Source organism: Chryseolinea lacunae (assembly GCF_016735595.1).
Lineage (GTDB): Bacteria > Bacteroidota > Bacteroidia > Cytophagales > Cyclobacteriaceae > Chryseolinea > Chryseolinea lacunae.
In genome coordinates, this window is record NZ_JAERRB010000019.1 from 16216 (window position 1) to 35315 (window position 19100).

Annotated in this window: 18 protein-coding genes and 1 pseudogene; 7 read left to right on the forward strand and 12 right to left on the reverse strand. The window is 44.5% G+C overall.

Going from position 1 to position 19100, the window contains the following annotated elements:
• The first annotated feature begins 309 nt into the window (after positions 1–309).
• The 7 genes from JI741_RS31140 to JI741_RS33195 all read left to right on the forward strand — a co-directional run bounded on the left by JI741_RS31140 (position 310) and on the right by JI741_RS33195 (position 6625).
• Entirely contained in the window at positions 310–843 is a 534-nt protein-coding gene (locus tag JI741_RS31140) for a DUF6671 family protein (RefSeq protein WP_202016344.1), read from the forward strand.
• Between the two features lie 287 nt (positions 844–1130).
• Positions 1131–3191, forward strand: a complete 2061-nt coding sequence (locus JI741_RS31145; protein ID WP_202016345.1) for a sensor histidine kinase — start codon at positions 1131–1133, stop codon at positions 3189–3191.
• Between the two features lie 455 nt (positions 3192–3646).
• Positions 3647–4060, forward strand: a complete 414-nt coding sequence (locus tag JI741_RS31150) for a universal stress protein (RefSeq protein WP_202016346.1) — start codon at positions 3647–3649, stop codon at positions 4058–4060.
• Between the two features lie 317 nt (positions 4061–4377).
• Positions 4378–5463 carry a sensor histidine kinase gene (locus JI741_RS31155; RefSeq protein ID WP_202016347.1) on the forward strand — a complete coding sequence of 362 codons (1086 nt, stop codon included), beginning with the start codon at positions 4378–4380 and terminating at the stop codon, positions 5461–5463.
• Between the two features lie 186 nt (positions 5464–5649).
• Positions 5650–5802, forward strand: coding sequence for a hypothetical protein (locus tag JI741_RS31160; RefSeq protein WP_202016348.1), 153 nt, complete (start codon positions 5650–5652; stop codon positions 5800–5802).
• Between the two features lie 35 nt (positions 5803–5837).
• A complete protein-coding gene (locus JI741_RS31165) occupies positions 5838–6032 on the forward strand; it encodes a hypothetical protein (protein ID WP_202016349.1) in 195 nt (64 codons plus the stop codon).
• A gap of 458 nt (positions 6033–6490) precedes the next feature.
• Positions 6491–6625 (forward strand): chaperone modulator CbpM, encoded by a 135-nt coding sequence (locus tag JI741_RS33195; protein WP_369411897.1) that lies wholly within the window; start codon positions 6491–6493, stop codon positions 6623–6625.
• A 91-nt stretch (positions 6626–6716) separates the two neighbouring features.
• Here JI741_RS33195 and JI741_RS31175 read toward each other — a convergent pair whose 3' ends face one another.
• The 12 genes and pseudogenes from JI741_RS31175 to JI741_RS31235 all read right to left on the reverse strand — a co-directional run bounded on the left by JI741_RS31175 (position 6717) and on the right by JI741_RS31235 (position 18980).
• The gene (locus tag JI741_RS31175) at positions 6717–7079 is read right to left on the reverse strand and encodes a response regulator (protein ID WP_202016351.1); all 363 of its coding nucleotides are present in this window, start codon (positions 7077–7079) and stop codon (positions 6717–6719) included.
• Positions 7076–8602, reverse strand: a complete 1527-nt coding sequence (locus tag JI741_RS31180; protein ID WP_202016353.1) for a sensor histidine kinase — start codon at positions 8600–8602, stop codon at positions 7076–7078. Before JI741_RS31180 ends, JI741_RS31175 begins: the two co-directional genes overlap by 4 nt.
• Positions 8603–8719: 117 nt before the next feature.
• A pseudogene (locus tag JI741_RS33200) lies at positions 8720–8993 on the reverse strand (nitroreductase family protein).
• A complete protein-coding gene (locus JI741_RS31195; RefSeq protein ID WP_202016364.1) occupies positions 8993–9271 on the reverse strand; it encodes a nitroreductase family protein in 279 nt (92 codons plus the stop codon). Before JI741_RS31195 ends, JI741_RS33200 begins: the two are co-directional and overlap by 1 nt.
• A 149-nt stretch (positions 9272–9420) precedes the next feature.
• On the reverse strand, positions 9421–9684 hold the full coding sequence (locus JI741_RS31200; protein ID WP_202016365.1) for a nitroreductase family protein: 264 nt from the start codon (positions 9682–9684) through the stop codon (positions 9421–9423).
• A 3-nt stretch (positions 9685–9687) separates the two neighbouring features.
• Positions 9688–10287, reverse strand: coding sequence for a DUF5655 domain-containing protein (locus JI741_RS31205; RefSeq protein WP_202016366.1), 600 nt, complete (start codon positions 10285–10287; stop codon positions 9688–9690).
• Positions 10288–10953: 666 nt separating this feature from the next.
• Complete coding sequence (locus JI741_RS32925; RefSeq protein ID WP_202016367.1) at positions 10954–11271, reverse strand: helix-turn-helix domain-containing protein; 318 nt, start codon at positions 11269–11271, stop codon at positions 10954–10956.
• 705 nt (positions 11272–11976) lie between these two features.
• Positions 11977–12282, reverse strand: coding sequence for a sulfatase-like hydrolase/transferase (locus tag JI741_RS31215; protein WP_202016368.1), 306 nt, complete (start codon positions 12280–12282; stop codon positions 11977–11979).
• Positions 12283–12350: 68 nt separating this feature from the next.
• Positions 12351–14159 (reverse strand): glycoside hydrolase family 36 protein, encoded by a 1809-nt coding sequence (locus tag JI741_RS31220; RefSeq protein WP_202016369.1) that lies wholly within the window; start codon positions 14157–14159, stop codon positions 12351–12353.
• A gap of 278 nt (positions 14160–14437) precedes the next feature.
• The gene (locus JI741_RS31225; protein WP_202016370.1) at positions 14438–16057 is read right to left on the reverse strand and encodes an ATP-binding protein; all 1620 of its coding nucleotides are present in this window, start codon (positions 16055–16057) and stop codon (positions 14438–14440) included.
• Positions 16058–16676: 619 nt separating this feature from the next.
• Positions 16677–17165 carry a hypothetical protein gene (locus tag JI741_RS31230; protein ID WP_202016371.1) on the reverse strand — a complete coding sequence of 163 codons (489 nt, stop codon included), beginning with the start codon at positions 17163–17165 and terminating at the stop codon, positions 16677–16679.
• Between the two features lie 42 nt (positions 17166–17207).
• The gene (locus tag JI741_RS31235; RefSeq protein ID WP_202016372.1) at positions 17208–18980 is read right to left on the reverse strand and encodes an alpha-L-fucosidase; all 1773 of its coding nucleotides are present in this window, start codon (positions 18978–18980) and stop codon (positions 17208–17210) included.
• Between the last annotated feature and the right edge of the window lie 120 nt (positions 18981–19100).

The window sequence follows — 19100 nt, forward strand, 5'->3', positions numbered from 1 at the left end:
GTATCCGGTATTAGATTTTTGCACACTCACGATGAAATATCTCAAAATTCGCAGCGATGAAACAGAAAAATTTGTTCCGGGGATATGGCATTGATGTTTGCCTGGAGAATCCGAAGTGCTTGACCATCTTTTTCCGTTTTGTCCTGACCATCAATTTTCAGATCACGTGACCGCCAATTAAGCCACCATTTGACCAGAAACGAGTCTAGCAATCAAGGGGTTCGAAACTTAGGCGAAGGCCAAGTCCTCAGACAACTTTAGCGGGTCACGCCCTCCTTAAACAAAGTGGTCAATGGCTCGGAATCTCCAATGCTGATCGACACGCTCCACGGATTTGAAATTATCGACTCTGAAATATCACCGCATACAAATTTTCATTTAGTCATTTTTGATGACTGGCGATCGGCGGAAAATTTCGCATTGAGAATTGGGGTCCCGGAGCATGGGCTAATTCTAAAGTCTTCGCAAGGCGAAATTATTAAGGAGATTCAGGACGTGGACAGCTCACGAAAGATTTTGGATGCAATGCCGGACTATGAACGGCCTTTAACGATGGAGACCGATATGCGCGCCATGCGTAATCCAACACACATGAAGATTATCGGCATGGCTACTGAAAATCTTTTAGCTTCCATTTTTTGCCTCTGTCCGGTTTGCGCTACGCCAGGTTTCAAAATAGTAAACAGCATTAATTGCCTTCCCTGTCTCCAGTGTGGCACGCCCACTCGTCTTGTCCGACGCCATGTATATGAATGCTCCACGTGCCTTTATACCGAGCAACGAAAACTCAATATGAACGAAGGTTATGGCGACCCACAGTATTGCGATGATTGCAATCCATGATGATCCAGAGGAGGAACCCACACAACACGGGCCATGAGCAACGCCTTTAGTAGCCAGATATTTGGTACCTTTGAAAACCAAATGCCCCTTAACTATGGAAACTTTATTCCCACTAGTTACATTAGTGGTCAATCTATATCTTTTCTTGACGCTCTTATGATCCTAGCAAGAATTCACCAGCGTAATCAGCGAAATAAGACCATATCGACTCCCTCGGTAGACAAGCCTCTTGCTATGAGTGGCCATTTACTTGTATTCCCGAGTAATCCAAAAAGCCTTTCCCGTTTATGAAAACGCGCTCGTTACTAATAATTGTCTTGGCTCAAATAATATTTTATGCATGCAATACAAAGAATCATGGCACAATATCACATCCTGTAGAGCTAGGTATGGCGGAAGGTGAGTTAACAATCTCCCATGTTGCGAGCTTACTGGAAGAAAGTGCAAAATATCTTTCCAAAGAAGATCAAGCCATCGTGTATTTGGATAAAGCTCTGCCTTTGGCAAACAAAGCGCTTGAAATAAGCAAGGAAATCAAATACACAGCGGGCATCAACGATGCTTCCTACCATATTGCAGCCAACTACGCTGAAAGAGGGAACATTAACGTGGCGCGGTCGTATCTGAAATCGGCGACGGACAGTTTGTTCAGATTACGCCTTATCTCGCGGATTGGAAAGTATCATTTCGAGAAAGGCAACAAGGATAGTGCCTCGTTGTACATGAGACAGTCAAGCGAACTAAAAAAAATCATTGATGGAAGCTCCGCGACTGGTGTCATGAAAACAGAAATTGTTTGTCGCGAAATGCTATTCCTATACTATGTGGAGGGGCTCTATGACGTTTGCCTTTCGTGTGCCCACGCGACCATATCATTAGCCGATGCCAAAACCGATACGGCTGATTTGTTTCTGGCCCACGAAGTTTTAGGAAACATTTATCACAATCTGGAGGAACATGAAAAGTCGCTCGAAAATAACTTGATGGCAATGAAATATTCAGCCAGTGCAGTTTCTGTGTATGTTGTGTACTATGTACTCGATAACTTACGCATTAACTTTCGCAATCTGAATAGAGGTACGGAGGCCTTGCCGATAATTCAGAAGTATACTAAAATGTTTCCTCCAGAGAATGACGCCAACAAATTTACGATGTATAGGCTCTTAGGAGATGCATATCTGCTCAGTGGTCAATTAGAGCAGGCCGAGTCGAATTATGTGCAAATGATGAAAGTACCTATTAATGACGAAAATTTGGTTACTGCCAGTTATTCTTTTGGTTTGTTATACTACAAAAAAGGTGACTACAAACTTGCAAAGCAGTATGTTCTACAGGCCATTAAACCGAGAGGTATTTTTCTCTCCGACCGCTATCTTTCCAATGCCAATAAACTATTATATAAAATAGATTCGGCTGGCGGCAACTACCCGTCAGCGCTGGAGTTTTATAAAAAATATAAAGAATCTGACGACGCCTATTTCAAGAAAAAGCAGGTGGACGTAGTGCGGGAAATGGAAGTAAAATACGAGACCTCTAAAAAAGAAGGAGACATTCGACTATTGAGACAACAAAGGGAGCTCCAGGACAGCAGGCTTCAACAATCCAATTTCATGCGAAATGTGACCATCGGTAGCTCCGTGCTGTTGCTCATTATCGCAGGATTACTTTCCTATATGTACAAGACGAAGCAAGAAAGCAACAAAATTCTTGGGGATTTGGTCACTGAAAAAGATTGGCTATTGAAGGAAGTTCACCATCGCGTTAAAAATAACCTTCATACCATTGTCAGTTTGCTGGAGTCTCAGGCTTCATATTTAAAAAACACCGAAGCATTGTCCGCTATTCAGGACAGTCAGAATCGTGTTAATGCAATGTCTCTCATTCACCAAAAACTGTATCAGTCTGAAAATATCACAACGATTTATCTGAGAAATTATATCACTGAATTGGTGGAGCATCTTGGCCAAAGTTTTAAAACAAAAAGAAGGATCCTATTTGAAATTGATGTTGATGATGTCTCACTAGATGTTTCTCAAGCCATCCCCCTGGGATTGATTTTAAATGAGGCAATAACAAACTCTATGAAATATGCCTTTATTGGCACGCGTAGCGCTAATGTTATTTCAATAAATCTGAAAGAGCATGAAAAGACGATCAAACTTTATATTGCTGACAATGGCATTGGATTTTCTTCAAGCACGCTACTGGGTAAAGAAAAAAAAGGACTAGGACTTCAACTTATTGAAGGCCTTACCATGGATTTAAACGGAGTGGCAAGAATTACTTCAGAACCAAACGTTCGCATTGAAATTAAATTTATCACAAACAATAAGCTGGAGAAGAGGTAAGAATCAAACACATATATAGTCATCTTCCTTTCTGACGTTGGAGCCCTTTTTCTAAAGCGGGAAAGGAAGTCGTAAGCATGCTCGGAACTTCTAGCATCGATACAAACCGCATTCATTGAAAATGCCGCATGGACTTCTGTTGGGCTAACACTGTCTAAAACAAAAAGAGAGTCTGAACAGGTATGAAGTGTGAAGACATTGACTTTCTAGCTATCACCCGGTATCTAACAGGGACGATCTTGAAAAACATCACCTATATAATGATGTACACCCATTGCCTCTTCTGTTCACACTTACACACAAAACAACGGCCTAACCGCAAGCAAATTCTATTCGTCAACGCGCACATCATGTCCTGATATTCCTTGGCACTAAAAGTCAGCACTTTCAATATACTAATCAGGCGCTGGACAATTGAAGTAGTATAAATTGATCAATGTTTCTCATCATCGGGCATGCCATTCAGTTGCCATGCCTCATACAAGCTTTTCCTCCCGGACATAAGACGATTAGCTGACAAAAATCATCAAAAGTTCAACCATCTGTCACACGATGCTTTCGCCGAGATATCTACTTTTCGAAAAAAACATAAAAGGATACTTGTCCCCTGCGATTTCTCTCAGCCGGCGCACAATGCATCGCTGGTGGCTTCAGAACGTGCCGCAAAATCAAAAGGAGAGATCATAGTATTGCATGTGATCTATCTTCCGGCATTGACCAAACCCTACTATGGAACCACACCCATCAGTTATCGTAGCGGTCTCATTTCACAAATGGACGCCGACGCCCAGGCAGGAATTGAACGCATAACACAAAAGATGCCGGCCGACATCCCGGTGAAGTTGCAGACCGAAATGGGCAATGTGTGACAGCATTCTTCATTCGCGCCTCCCGTAGAAACCGACGAGATATTGCGTACCCTCAAACTCAACATCGAAAATATATCAATAAACCTTTATGGGATCACCGCAAAAACTGAACACCAACGAATATTATGGAAGATACTTGTCCAACAAAGCCATCGCACGACCTTAAAAATCAGTCGCAGGTTTCTGAGATGCCCGGCCACACCTCACAACAACCGCAATACGACTGATCCTGAAACAGGAGCTAAGAGACTGTATGGCCCCACATGACAAAACAAAAAGTAAAGCGTTTACATCCCAGACCTAAATATAAATGCCCTATGCAACGTATAAGTACAATTCTTGGTTTCAGCGAAGTCGCCCTGCAAAAACTATTTAACCTGCTCCCGATTCCATTCCTGATTTCCGACTGGCGTGATCATGAAAGACAAAATCTATTTGTAAACACAGCATTCATAGAAGAAATAGGCTATTCGTGTCATGACATCCCAACCCTCAGGGATTGGTTTCTGAAAGCTTATCCCGACGAAGGCTATCGAAATAAGGTAATTGCCGAGTGGACTGAACTTTCTCGTGCGGGGCAACAGCATGCAAAGGCCGTCATGAACGCCTGCATCTGCACGCGAACGAAAGGTGAACAGTGGTATGAAGTAGCTTCCTATATAGGAGAGTCTCTCAACATGGTCGCCTTCACCAATATAAACAAAGAAGTCACTAGAGAGAACGAACTTGCCCAAATGAATGAGAACAAGAACCGCGTCCTTTCCATTCTCAGCCATGACCTTCGCTCTCCACTCACCAATCTCCAATCGTTGATCGAACTATCGGTTAGCGGCGTGCTCACGCCCGATGAATACCATCAATGCATGAAGAGTGTTAGCACAAGCACCTTCAATCTCGTGGAAGTTCTCGACACAACCTTACAATGGACGCGCACGAACTTCGATAACATTAACCCAACTATCGTTGCTGCAAATCTTTCTGAGGTCATTGGCAAGATCGCAGGGCAATATGAGAAGTCATTTCAGGATAAAGGCATTACCCTAAAGCTAAGTCTGGGTGTCGAAAACGTGACTACCGATCCCGACATCATATCCATAGTGCTCCGAAACGTGCTGTCCAATGCCGTGAAATTTACAAATGCTGGCGGCGTAACGGTTTCAACCTTTCGAAATGGCAAAAACACTTGTATCGCCGTTAAAGACAGCGGCACGGGCATGACCCCCGCTCAGATCCGCGCCGTACTTGACGGACAATCTAAATCCACGGAGGGGACTCAAAATGAAAAGGGGGCCGGTCTTGGACTGCGGCTTTCTAAAGATTTGCTAACCAAGATAAATGCTCATTTTGAAATCGAAAGTGCCTTGGGACGTGGGACGACAGTTGACATTGTTTTTACAACATAGTTTCCCCCGCCAGTCGACTGATATATGTTGTGGCAACCCCTGACATCGTCATCGGAGCCACGGTCGAAGCCTAATTTTAGTCAGTCAACATCCTAACGCTGCCCGATGATACACCAACGAATATCTTTTCAGTGGCTTGCATTGATTGCAGTGCCAGCGGTTTGCTGTACGAGAAGAATTGAAAAAGTGAATCCCACCCTTCGTAACATTACCAAATCGGTCTATGCCTCCGGCACCGTAAAAGCCAAAATCAATACGAAGTATACACCACCGTTGCCGGAGCCATTCAAAGCATCGTGTCGCGCGAAGGTGAGCGCGTTAAACAAGGCGATGTACTGATGGAAATGCGCCACGACGTGTCAGCGCGCAACACCATGAATGACCGACTGGCTTCCGAACACGAAGACCTCAAGGGCAATCAAACCAAATTCGACGCTGCGAGGGCAAGCATCGAGTTGGCCAGCGCCAAGGTGGCTCACGATTCTTTCTCATGGCACGCCAACGCAATCTGTGGGATCAAGGGGTGGGCAGTCGCGTGGACCTGGAACAACGTGAAATCAACTATCTGAACGCAGCAACATCCTAACGCATTGCCAAGCTCAACCACGCTGACCTGAAAAAGCAATTGCAATTCACCGATGTGCAGTCTAAAACCAATTGGCCCATCAGCTCGGCACTAGACACGCTGGGCGGCAAAGTGAAAATAACAGTCAATCCCGAAACTCACCCGGGCACCGGGGTCCGTCTAAGGAAAGGGAGTTCCGCTTTACAAACAGGAAAAACAAACTGGTGATTTGTATGTAACGTTCGACGTAAAGCTGCCCACTCACCTGAAGCGAGAAACAAAAGGCTTTGTTCACCGAACTATCACAACTAACCAAAGGACAAGTTTCCTGCACGCGTATTCTCCCTCCACCCCACCATAGCACTATCCTTCATCCAATCATTTTCAACAGCAGCATAATTACCGAGCAAACGGAAAACGATATCTTTCTACCGCTATCGGAGTTAAATTCGCCTTGAGAAAATAATCCACTTTCATTTCGATCTTGACATTAATCTGGAATGCATTGAAGCGATCATACACCTGCTAAACCGGACAGACGAAATGCAAAAAAAAATCACCTGGCGAACCAACCGTTTTAAGGTCTATGAACCGTGAGTGACATACATTTTCGCTTTCCATGCACCCAAACTCAACGGGTGCCCCGCATGCCCGGGCCATCTTCCTCAAAATTGAAATTGCCTCTTGGCTACAACAGACACTTGCGCATGACCCGAATTAGTTCCTTCACGTCAAAGGGCTTTCTCACAAACCCGCTCGCCCCCAATTCCATCGCCCTTTGAATCTCCATCTTTTCGCCGCTAGCGGTCACACAAATAAACGGAATTTTATTCGTGACCGGATCTTCTTTCAGCCGCCTTAACACCTCATAACCATCCACTTCCGGCATCATGATGTCACATAAGATAATATCGGGTTTTAGCCCAATCGCCAGAGCCATGCCGACTTGGCCATTATCTGCGGCGTGTACCTCAAACCCTTCAAGCTCCAGAACCTCCGTAGTGTTCTCGCGTATTTCCAGGTTATCCTCGATGATCAAAACCGTCTTCATAACATTCCAACGGTTGGGACATCAATCATAAAGGTGGTTCCTTCTCCGGGCTTGCTGGTAAAGGAAACACTCCCTCCCATCAAATCAACATAACGCTTAACAATGGTCAACCCGAGGCCTGTGCCTTGAATGTTTCCCGTGTTTTTCGCACGAAAAAATTTATTAAACATAAATTTTTGCTCCTCCTCCGGAATACCGATCCCACAGTCGCGCACCGAAACGATCACCCGCTTCTCCAGAGCCATCGACTTCACAAACACCTGGCCACCTTCGGGTGAATACTTTAAAGAATTCGACACCAGATTCAAAAGTATGTACCGAAGCTTCTTCTGGTCGAGTGTGATTTCGCGTTCACCAAGATGCTCTATCTTCACCTGCTGTTCACGCTTTCGAACCGCTCCAACATCCTCAACAACCTCTTTTAAAAACCCTTCCATTCCGAAAGTTTCGTATTCAACTTCCACGTTGCCTTGTTCAAGTTTGTCAATTGAAAGAAAATCATTGAGAATATTGGTAAGGTTGTTAACCGAAGACTGAATTCGTCTAAGATGACGCCCAACGCGTTCATCGCCACCGGAAGAAACATACTGTTCAATTAGCGACGCGCTTGATAACACTATACTCAACGGCGTACGGAATTCATGCGACGCCATTGACACGAATCGTGACTTCATCTCGTTCATCTCTTTTTCCCGGTCAAGGGCCTGGTAGAGCTCATTTGTGCGGGTTCGTACGAGCTGCTCAAGCTCGTCTTTCATTGCACGTTGATCATGAATGTCGTTACTGGTTCCAATGTATCCCGTAAACACAGCGTCAGAATAGGTGGGTTTGCCAGTGTCCTGGATCCAACGATATTGGCCATCTGCACGGCGAAGTCTGTATTCTCGCACAAAGGATAGCCGGGCATCGAAAGCTGCGCTAAAGGCAAAGAGACATTTTTCCAAATCGTCCGGGTGAACACCCGCTGCCCAGCCGCTACCCATTTCGTCCCCAATAGTTCGTCCGGTGAAGGAAAGCCAGGTGTTATTAAAATAGGTACAATTTTTTCCGGCGTCAGAGACCCAGATCATAACCGGAGAATTGTCGGCCATATTGCGAAACCAAGCCTCTCGCTCCGCGACCAACTTCTTCGCTTTCACCTGATCCGTGATGTCCGTCACAAAAGCAACAGCGAGTTTCTCCGTATCCAGTTCGTAATGCCCAAGGCTAATGGCCACCGGAAATACCTCGCCGCTTTTTTTCCTGGCAAATAATTCCATGCCAACGCCCATCGGACGTGCCTTCGGCTTGTCAAAATAGTGCGTGCGATGGTGGACATGGCGCGACCTTAGGTCCTCCGGGATCAAGACTTCTATAGGCTGACCAAGCAACTCGGAAGGCTGATATCCAAAAAGCGTCTCTGCGCAGGTATTAGCAAGTTCTATATCCCCAGCTTCGCTGATAACCAGAATGCTGATGGTAGCATATTCAAACAGGACGCGGAAACCAGCCTCGCTTTCAAGAGCAATGGGTTTTTGTTCCAAAATAGGCCTTTTTTTGTTTAACGAAAATAATCAAAATACCTATAATTAGACACATCACGTTAAACAAAAAAACAACGACAAAACACTTTATACCCCCCTTAACGCTGAACATTTACCTTACACCGGACCGAACATAAAACACATTTTGCCTTTTCCGTTCTGGCGCGACGGGCTCCACGTGGCTATATAGCCCAATGTTACACCAATCACCACACGGTCTGTGTCGGCAACGCCTAGCAGCGAATAAAGGCTAGTTCTTTCAATGAACTTTCCTAGCCCAACCGGGCAGGTGTCAAGGCCCGCGGCGCTTGCTGATAATAATGTTTTGTGCATACATGCCAACATCAAGCATGGCCCACTCATTCTCCCTTGACGCTGCGATGAAAATCACTACAGGTGCACCATGAAAAATGGCATTCTCGCCCTGAAGAATTGTAGCATTTCCGGGATCATGTAAATATCATTTGCCACTAAATGAATTTGAACTTCCATTGCATTGATCAAATCACCTTCGGTTACCACGTAAAACTTCCATGGTTGAGTATTCATGGCCGAGGGTGCCATCCGGCCTGCATCAATGACCCCTTCAATCACCTGGGTCTCCACAGCTCGGTCGTCATATTTCCGCACCGCTCGTCGCCCGTAAAGTATCGTCATCAGGTCTTGCATAGCGTCATCGTTTCGTCGCGATATTGATCTTAATACCATTGCGCAGGACCAATAATCCGGACATGAGATAACAGTAATTCGCATGATAGGTCACAACATACACATCGCGTGAAATAGTCCAGTTGGCAAATTTTTGGCTACTGCTTTGCTTACTTGTTGTGGCACCGCTGTGTGTTTAATCGTTCTGCGCCCAACTCAAAATTGGCCACTTTCACAATGCGTGGCGACAGGGAGCCGATCAGTTCCCAGTCAGTCAACACATAGAATTTCCATAATTGACGGTTCATGGCCGATGGCGCCATTCTTCCAGCATCTATGATTTGTTCAATCAAGTCTTTCTCAACCGGTTTGACCTTGTGATTTCGAACGGCCCTCCGTTGATAGATGGTCGCTATTGTCTCATTGGTCGTCATATGTCAAATGTCTAAACGTTCTTGCCAGGCCTCTTTTATCCACGCTATTAATTCTGCGTCAATATCCGCTGCGGTCACAACGTCCACGCTGTAGAGGTAACGATGCGCCGACAGCGATACAATTTGCGTTATGCGGTTGTGCCTGATCTTCCGGTTCAGGGTAAACTCGACGCGGATTTTATCTTTGAAAACCTTAACCGCTGCAAATGCGAAGGTGTTGACAAAATGGATACAACACGCCAAGGATTCCACCTTGTAAGTGCCCAACGTATTTTTGAGGGTATGTCTTAATTTTTGATACAGCGCTTTCCCATCGGGCTTATTGTCAAAATGGTGTTGCAGCTGGAATAGCCTGCACGAATGCGACTGACCACGCCGCTGGAACTTGCGCCCGCAGGTGGGGCAAGTCCATAAGTCCTTTTTTGCATTTTTTTCCCTCTCTGTAATCATATCCCAGCTATTGTATCCGCTTCCGGGATTCCATAGAATAAAAATATGCCCGGCATATTCCAGATCCGATGATGAAAAGAAAACAGAAAGATGATTTCTGTCATGGCAACGTCCTTGCCAGCCATAAAGCGTTCCCCGGCCTAGCCGCGTCACATCCCGGTGTGGCCTAAGAGGCGTAGGGAAAGAGAAAAAATAAGCTGCCCGTTACTCCATAGGCTTCCCAAATTCACAACACCTTCCTTTCACTGGGCAAGCTTGAAGAAGGAAAGACGGAGGTAAATCTAGAAACATTCGAGTTGCACGATTTTTTTTAGTGAGATAGTGAAGAGGGTGGAGTCATTCCTGAAAGATGGTTAAGAAATGAAACTAATACGCAACGTAACTTTAGCTGGGCACGCCCTACTGAAACAAAGTGGTCAATGGGTCGGAATCTTTACACGACGACGCGGAATGTTTTGAGCAAAGCTACGGGAAATGAAGTGGTCAACCACCCCGGATTCCCCAAGTACTGCTGTTCATTTTCTTTTGTCAGTTATCATGCTTACCTCACTCCCTTTAATAGGATGATTGGACGGATAGTATTGAACATAGCCAAAATTCCGAAGGTCTTTAAGCGCTCTATGGTAAGTCGCTATTGACCGGATATGGGAGTCGCGCATAAGAATTTTTCGGGAAACCCGGTATCGATCCTGAAGTTCATTCGCCATCCATAGGTGACACAAGGCAATGCAAAGCGAAATATGAACAGGTTTTAAACGGTCATCCGAAACGACACGGTTAATAAATCCAAATACCTGAGCAAGTTGGTCCATGCCTTCGCTATTTAGTTTTACTTCCATTCAATAGCCTTTCTATATCCTCATATCTATAGAATATTATTCCCCCAATTTTCTTATAGTCGAGACTTCCGTTTATCCTGAGATTTTGCAGGGTACCCGGCGAAATGTTTAGCATTTTTCGCACCTCCGAAGATCTCAAAAAAAGTTTCTCCCGATGTCCAAATCGTTCTGCTTGCAGTAGTTCACGGATATCGTTCAACAGAGTATCTCTAAACGCATCTAAATGCCCTACGGTAAGCAATTGATCCTTGTGGATCGTCGCTGTTATTTTTTGGTTAACCACCTTATCGTCTTGCATAGCTGATAATTTCCCAACAATTTAGTTTGTCGAGTCAGCCAAGATATCATACTAGAAATCTACTAGAAGAATAAGAAGAGAGGATTCTAAAGAGAGACAAAATACAAATCGGTTCGGCCGCGTTAACGTGGAGATTCCGTCATCCCGATGGGCTCATCTTAAAAGGCGCCAGAGCCTTCAATAAATAGTACGATGTCAGCTTTTCATAATTCTTTGAAAGGCCAAGAGAAGCGATTAAATCGAGCGGTAGCACTACTGCGCCTCTGGGAGGATTATCATTTCAATTCTGGAAGGATTTAAATAATCCCCTTTCTATCCTCCCTACAATCCCTGGGAGTGGCGTGAGCAACCCTGCATGCACACGATGATGTATAAGGCTGGAGATAAGATGTTTGTTGATTCCACAGGAGAAAGCTTAAAAATGGTGCATCCCTCAGGGGTGGAGCTGAGAAATCGCAACGCCTTTGGTTGCTGACCATCTGGACACAAGAAATCAACTCATGAATGGCAAGCATGTCTCCTGGCAGGAGTCTAATGTCTGATACTTTCACCTTGATCTTACCCTTAAGAATGCCGGTCTGCTTTCCGGCGAATTTTCCTATTCATTAGGTCCCGAATATAACCATGTAACTTCTGGTTTTTAATCGATAATGTCTCCAGGCCTTCACTCCTGCTACCGATACCGCGCTTACTTCCGTCCCCTTCTTAAGGATCACGTTTACACAATCCAAAATGTACTCTTGAATCTAGAGCACAAACCGTTCCGGTTGAAAACGCATTAGTAAACCTTGTTCCAATTTGAGCTAAAGAGTCAATGGTCGGTGTTCTCGAATACAGATTTCCATAGCAGCCTATAAAATCGGGCGAAGTATCTTCCAATACAAGACACAAAACGTTTGGTTTTTTCTGCGCATAACCTATTTGGACTCCTAATGAAAACATTAGGGATATAAAGCTAATCGCAATGAGTTTAAGATTCGTTTGATGGTCATTCATTCTAAAAACCAACATACTCTGATTATGATCAAAAGATTGCTACTTAACGAGAAAGGCAGGGCTGAGCAGAGCAATAGGCTGATCTATTCTTCCTCAACAACGTAGACGCAGCCAAGTTGACCACCGAAGTTCTCCAATACAATCTCCCGATCGAAATGACCGACCAGCTTTTCAGAGAAGAAATCTCGTACAACAACTGGATTATCTATTGGAATTTTGAATGACTTGGGGATATCTCCCCAATTTAGCACCACCAACTTTTTCGATCCCTTCGAGTTGACCCATCCGATTTCAAACTCTTCAGAGACAAACTTGGCTGTAGTGGTGTTACCATCAGCGGCCATTTTCTGCAGCATTATCAGTCGATTCTTCGGAATACTAGCCACGTCATCTCCACTTAATAGCATACCTCCCGTCGCGTACAAAAGCGACGCATGAAATGCAAACATATTATCTGGCAAGTCGCCCGTCAGCAGTAGGCAATCTGGATCGTTCCACCAAAGCCGACCGTTTTGCCAGCCCCGTAGCAGATTTTCTTTTCCCGTCTTCTTAATATTCGTCCAATTTCTTGAAACATCCATTGAAGATCTTGATCCATGGATTAAGCCCAGCGATGGCCACAGGGGGTGGTTGCATCCCAGGATGAATGCATCTGGTCCTGCTCCTTTTACGATCGCCTTCATACCTTCCCGATAGGCTTCTGTGCGCGTGGCATTTGCACGGTAATACTTGCCGTCGTGAATAGCACCCCAGTAATTCGCATCCAATTTAAAATACGTGCAGCCCCATTTCTCACGCATCGTCGAAAAAATCGTTTCAAAATGACGCTGAACATGTGGATTGGTACCATCGAGCACATACCATGGACCACGTCGCCAGCCGCCAAAACCAACTTTGTCACTTCTCAACGGGTGTCCGTTTTCATCTTTCACCAACCAATCTTTGTGTTCTCTAAAAATCGAAGATGTCGAATCACAAATAAATGGTGCCACCCAAATTGCCGGCTCAAATCCGGCCTCTTTAATTCGACCCAAAACATCTGTCACGCCACCCGAAAACGATCTACCAACGGAGAGCCAATCGCCCATATTCAATTGGTAACCGTCATCAATCTGAATATACTTCAAGCTTGGCACTTCAGCCTTAATCGCCGAAAGATTATCGTAAACATTTTGGGCTGTAACTTGCGATCCAAAACAATACCATGAACACCACCCGGTGGGACTCGCTGACGGTCGACGGGGATGCGCCCTTTCAACCTGCTCTGCAAAATTCGAAAGCAACAACTCACGATCCTTGCCATCCTCCATAAAAAAACCTTCAAGATCGATCGTTTCACCTGCAGCCAATTCAATGTTCTCCAAATCCATCACAACTCTAACCGTATCGGCGGAAAGGTAAAATTTACCCACGAACCTATTTGCGGAGGTGAACCCCAACAAATATTTACGATCTTCACGGCCATTCAAGTAAAGTAAATTGTAAACGACGCGGTAGCCTTTGGGCTCAACCATGCCATAATGTTTCGAATCTTCGAAAGAGCCTAGCGCAACGGGTGCGTTAAGCGTTCCTCCTGTTTGCGAAAGCATCTGAAAGCCTTCCCCACTGATGGGCGTGTCTGGGGGAAAAAGATTAATTGCTTCGAATAAGATCACTTCCTTTATACGAATAGGAGATTTCGAGGAATTGGACACCAATGTCTTACAGGTGTTTCTCGACCACTTGCGCTTTACCGACACAGAACTATTGTGTTGGCCATTGGAAGAAACGACCGTCGCCTTCGATGATTTTATTGTTGAAATGATATTTGGCCATCTTGACAAACTGAATCCATTCTGCCCAACACAAAAGATCAACGCTAAAAAACCCAAACACCAAACAGTTCTTTTCATAGTCTCTTTTTTTAAAACACCGTCTTGACGTGACGTTAATAACCACATCAGTAATGAATCAAATTTACAAGCCAACATTTACGTAAGGCTACGATAATTTACCAATCTGTGATGATGGATTAACCTAAGGAACTGATTAAACTTTTCAACCGGCTTTACGAAACAAACCCTGGAAGATACCTTTGACTAAAAGCTTGCTTGAAAAATAAAACAATCATTACCGTTCTACTTGAAAAGAATTGAAAAAGACAGCTAAGATCCATAGTTATCGACCAAGTTCACATTCTAATATCATTGCGATCAAACATCCTCTTATCCTCAATTGCCTTGGTAATCGATCGCACGATATTGTCCAAGGATTCGGATTCTGCCCTCAACATGGCCATCAGAGCAGAGGGCTCCGCCCCTTGTCTCTCATCCAAGGGAAGATTGAGAAGTCCTAAAATTCTCGCCACAGGAGCGCGCAATTTATGAGCATTTATAAACGCATATTCGGACAATTGCTTATTCTTTTCGAAAAGTTCTTGTGTGCGCTCCTCAACACGCTGATTCAACAATGAATTAAATCTTCTGGCAGACCTGTATCGAATGATGAGCAAGCCAACAATAAATGCAAGCAAAACGGTCACAGCAACTACAAATAAAAACCTCTGCTTGTTATACCGAATTTCCGACTCCAAGATCTTTCTCTCCATAGCCGCCTCAGATTGCTCCAACACCAATTTAGCATTGAATTCATCTTGCAAGATCTCACCTAGTTGCCTTTGGCTGTACAGGAGTTGATAACTCTCAAAGTAAAGCTTATGATAGTGATATGCACTATCATTCATCTGCAGGAATTCGAATGCCTGCTCTGCGATCTTAAACGTATTCATGCTTCCGTCAACACTTTTTACTTTTGGGATCTTGCGAATAAGTTCTTGCGCCATTTCTCTTTGGTTCTTGCGATCCCCAAGTTGCCCGTATGCATAGAAGATGCCTGCATTCCTTCTGTAAGACCCAAATTTAGGGTTTGGAACATTCTTTGTTAAAGCAGAAAGCGCCAAGGCAGGGCTGTCAAGGGCAAGGTAAATTTCACCGATGGTAAGCGTAAAATGAGAGTACTCAGGTAGATCATGAACGTGCGGGATTTCTACCATCATTTTGCGCCAATACCTATAGGCTTCAAGTGGTTTATTTAATTTCAGCAGAGATTCAATTAAATTTCCATAGAGCGATATAAGCTGATTTTCATACCCTTTGTAATGCTCTTGCAGGGCTTGCTCAATGCCCTGTTTAGCAAGTTCAATAGCCCTATCTTCTAGACCGACAGCAGACAAAGCATGAGATTGATTAAGTTTACTGGTAACCATTTTAGCGGGCTGCTTTCCAAAGAAATATTTCTCACAGGTTTGCAAATACTTCAGAGCCTTAATAAAATCACCTTGATCCATGGCTATAAACGCCATCGTGTTTAGTGCATTGCTCATCACAACACTGTCCTTACTCAATCTGGCCAGGTGGTAGGATGTTTCAAGATAATAGTTAGCGGAATCCAAATTAGTATGTTTAAAGAGTCCGCCCGCAACGTAAAAAAGGCGCCGATCGTATTGATGGATGGCTTTAGCATTGGCTAGCGCGATGGCTTGCCTTATACTGGCCAGACCATTCAACACATTATGAGGATTATTCAGCCATGCTCTTATTTCAAGAACTTGAATGTCGTCCCTTGGGTCCTTTGAATATAGGGCGATCGTGTCCATCTGATGAAGCAGCTGAAACGCTTTGTCTGTGTTGATGCCCTTCATCTTCCAGGCGGAATCGTATAGAATTTCGATTTTGGTTCGACGGGGATCCTTTTGACCAAACACCTGAAAAGGTGAAATGAAAATGATCAATAGTAGAAATTTCAAGATCATACTAGAGAGGATAGATGGGCTACCCAAAGATATCAAAGTCCAATGAAACTTCCTCGTCCCAATAGATCACGAACAAACTATAAAAGGTTACATATTAGGCAGTTAGCAGATTCAATCCAGCGTAACACATCCTTCACTTTGCATCAATTGACCATGGGTTTTGTCCTGACCTTGGCACGTTTAGCCAAAAAAATCACAACCTAATTGGGGCGGGACTGAAGGTAATGAATGAGCCGAATCGATCCCTCTCTCGGAGGTGATTTACAAGATGGGGGAAGTGTAAAAACTCAATAAAGATATCTATAAAAGTTGGTAAACTTAAGGCCTATTGGTTGACAACCATAGATGCTGCAACGCCTCAAGGATGGATATCATAATCACTAGTTAAAGGGGCCGAATGGACGGCCTTTCGGTCATCAACACCTGGCGAGGAAGGCAGAGAACGGATCTGCATAGTAGAACATACATCTTATTGCTCCTGTATCCTATGGCCTCTGCAACTCAAGATGCCATTAGATACATATCGACTATCACTTGGCTGGAATTCTCTCGTAGACACAGGTAACACGACATGAATAGCAAATAAAGAAAATCGGCAGTGCTGCCCCGAGTTAATGCCTCATAATACATTCGGTTCTAAGGTGACCACATCTAACACCCAGCGATTAGCCTTCACCAAAGACTTAAAAATTCGCACTTCAAAATCACCAATTCTTCTCCCGAGTTCGAAAATTCTTAGTTTTTTGTACCGCTGTTCCGAGACCACGATGGCATACTTTTCCACGCCATACTTTAGCCCCGTCCGAATTTCATTCATTTGAAGGAATTTCGTGTGCATACTCTTGACACGGCTTAGGTCGTTTACAACAAATGAACAATTGTTGTCCCTAAGAAACCGAATGACCACGCGCGTTACACGTTCAGCCATAGCATGGTCGAGAAGACCTTCAAAGGTGACAAAGGTTACATTCGACTCCAAATCAAAGCTCACAATTGCCGCCGATGAACTGTTGACATTCTCTGCACTCTTCTTAAAAATAAGTAACATATCAAAAAAAAAAAAAAAAAAAATGGTCGGATATACCTTATACAAAATCGCCATCATCATATCAGTATCAAACGATATCAATGACTTGGCTTTTCAGCGCACTTAGTATTGCACGGGTTCAAAACCCACAGAAGCAAGACTTGCACTATTGCGATCACCCTCCAACAGTTCAATGGTTATCGTATGTGTTCCGCCCTTATCAAACTGCAGCCAACCCAAAGGGTAGTCATGATATACCGATGAGGAATTTTGTTGATTCTGGACCAAATGTCCCTCGTCACTAGTTATGCGCCAAACCAGTCGCCCGTTGCCTGTATAATTCACGAAGGCCTGATAGTCTCCTGGCACCTGGACGTCAATCGTCCAGGTTGCAGTCCCACCAGGCTGCCAATTGGTAACTTCTTTTATATGCTTCCACTCGCCAAACTTTTCCATCCATTGTTTGCTCTTCATGTCACAGTTTGTTGAAAGCGCAAAGTCTGCTTCTAAGGTTGTTCGAATCTGAGGATCGATAGCCAATCCCTCATCTGCTGCAATCACACCTTCAGTGTTAAGCTCAATAACAGACATCATAGGGTCCGGGCGCTCAAACGGAATTTGCAATATCAGCCAACCATTCTCCAACGCAAACGGAAGAGGCTGCCCAGCGCCGGCATCCAAGAGTCTAGCCGACAGTACGGACGTTTTTAACCCCGGAACAAACAGACGCCCGGACAAAGGCCAGTCATATACCAGGAGCGAAATCTTGTTTTCCCCAACGATGGCATCGCCCCACGGCAAAGCGTGCTTCCAAGGCGATGGTTTCCCTTGATAGACAATTTTTTGATGACGCTTCACCCAGTCACCTACTGCTCTAAGAACATGAGCGGGCTGAGTGGGCAACGTCCCATCTCCCTTCGGCCCGACATTGATCATAAAATTTCCGCCGCGCGCAATGGTGGATAGTAGTAAGGCCAAAACCTGTCTTGGAGTTTTCCAGTTTTGATCATACCATGCATAGCCCCATGAATCATTGGTTACCTCCACGGTTTCCCATAGACCCGGTATATTTTTTTTGGGCACCTCCATGTCACCCAAGGTTGAATAATCGCCAAGGCCGTGCCCTACCCTTCCACTGACAAACGCATCCGGCTGGTTTTTATGGACTAAGTCCACCAATTGCGCGGCATACTCCTTAGAAATGTTGGCCGGCGTATCAAACCACACTAAGGCAATTGGTCCATATGCTGTGGTGAGTTGATTTACCTCAGGAAGACACCGGGTCTTAAAATACATATCAAACGTTACTTCCTTTCCGTTCTTATCTTTCACTGGTCCGTGAAATCCTCCAGGGGTGGTCCAGTCTTGTGTTTGTGAGTAATAAAACCCGAGTCCTAAACCAGCTTTTTTACAAGCTGCGGCCATCTCTTTCATCGGGTCTCTTTTAAAAAGGGTCGCATCATAGATATTAAAGGCGGAATATTTTGATCGAAACATTGCAAAACCATCATGGTGCTTGCTGGTAATTACGATATATTTCATTCCGGCATTTTTGGCCAGGGCAACCAGACTATCAGCATTAAAGCTTACAGGGTTAAATAATCCAACTTTGCTCTTATAGTCTTCCACGCTAAGATCGGCCATCCGACTATTCATAAGCCACTCTCCAATGCCATAATATGTTTTTCCATTCCACTGGTTGCCCAGCAACGAGTAGTAGCCCCAATGCACGAACATGGCGTACCTACCTTCGCGAAACACCCTCCCACGATTACCGAAGGCAGATTCGTTTTCGGCTTTCCCATCCCACATCTCATTCATGTCACGCTGCTGCCCGTGCACTTCTGAAAGTACAACACAAAGAACAAATAGTAGTGACAGGATTTTGGTCATCATACGTTCATCAGTCTTTAGGCGGTTCGCGCGTTGACGTTCAATTAGGGTTTAATCGACGTTGAATTAGTCTTTGAATATGTCAAAGATATTGACCGTCTATAACACTTCATGATTATCTAC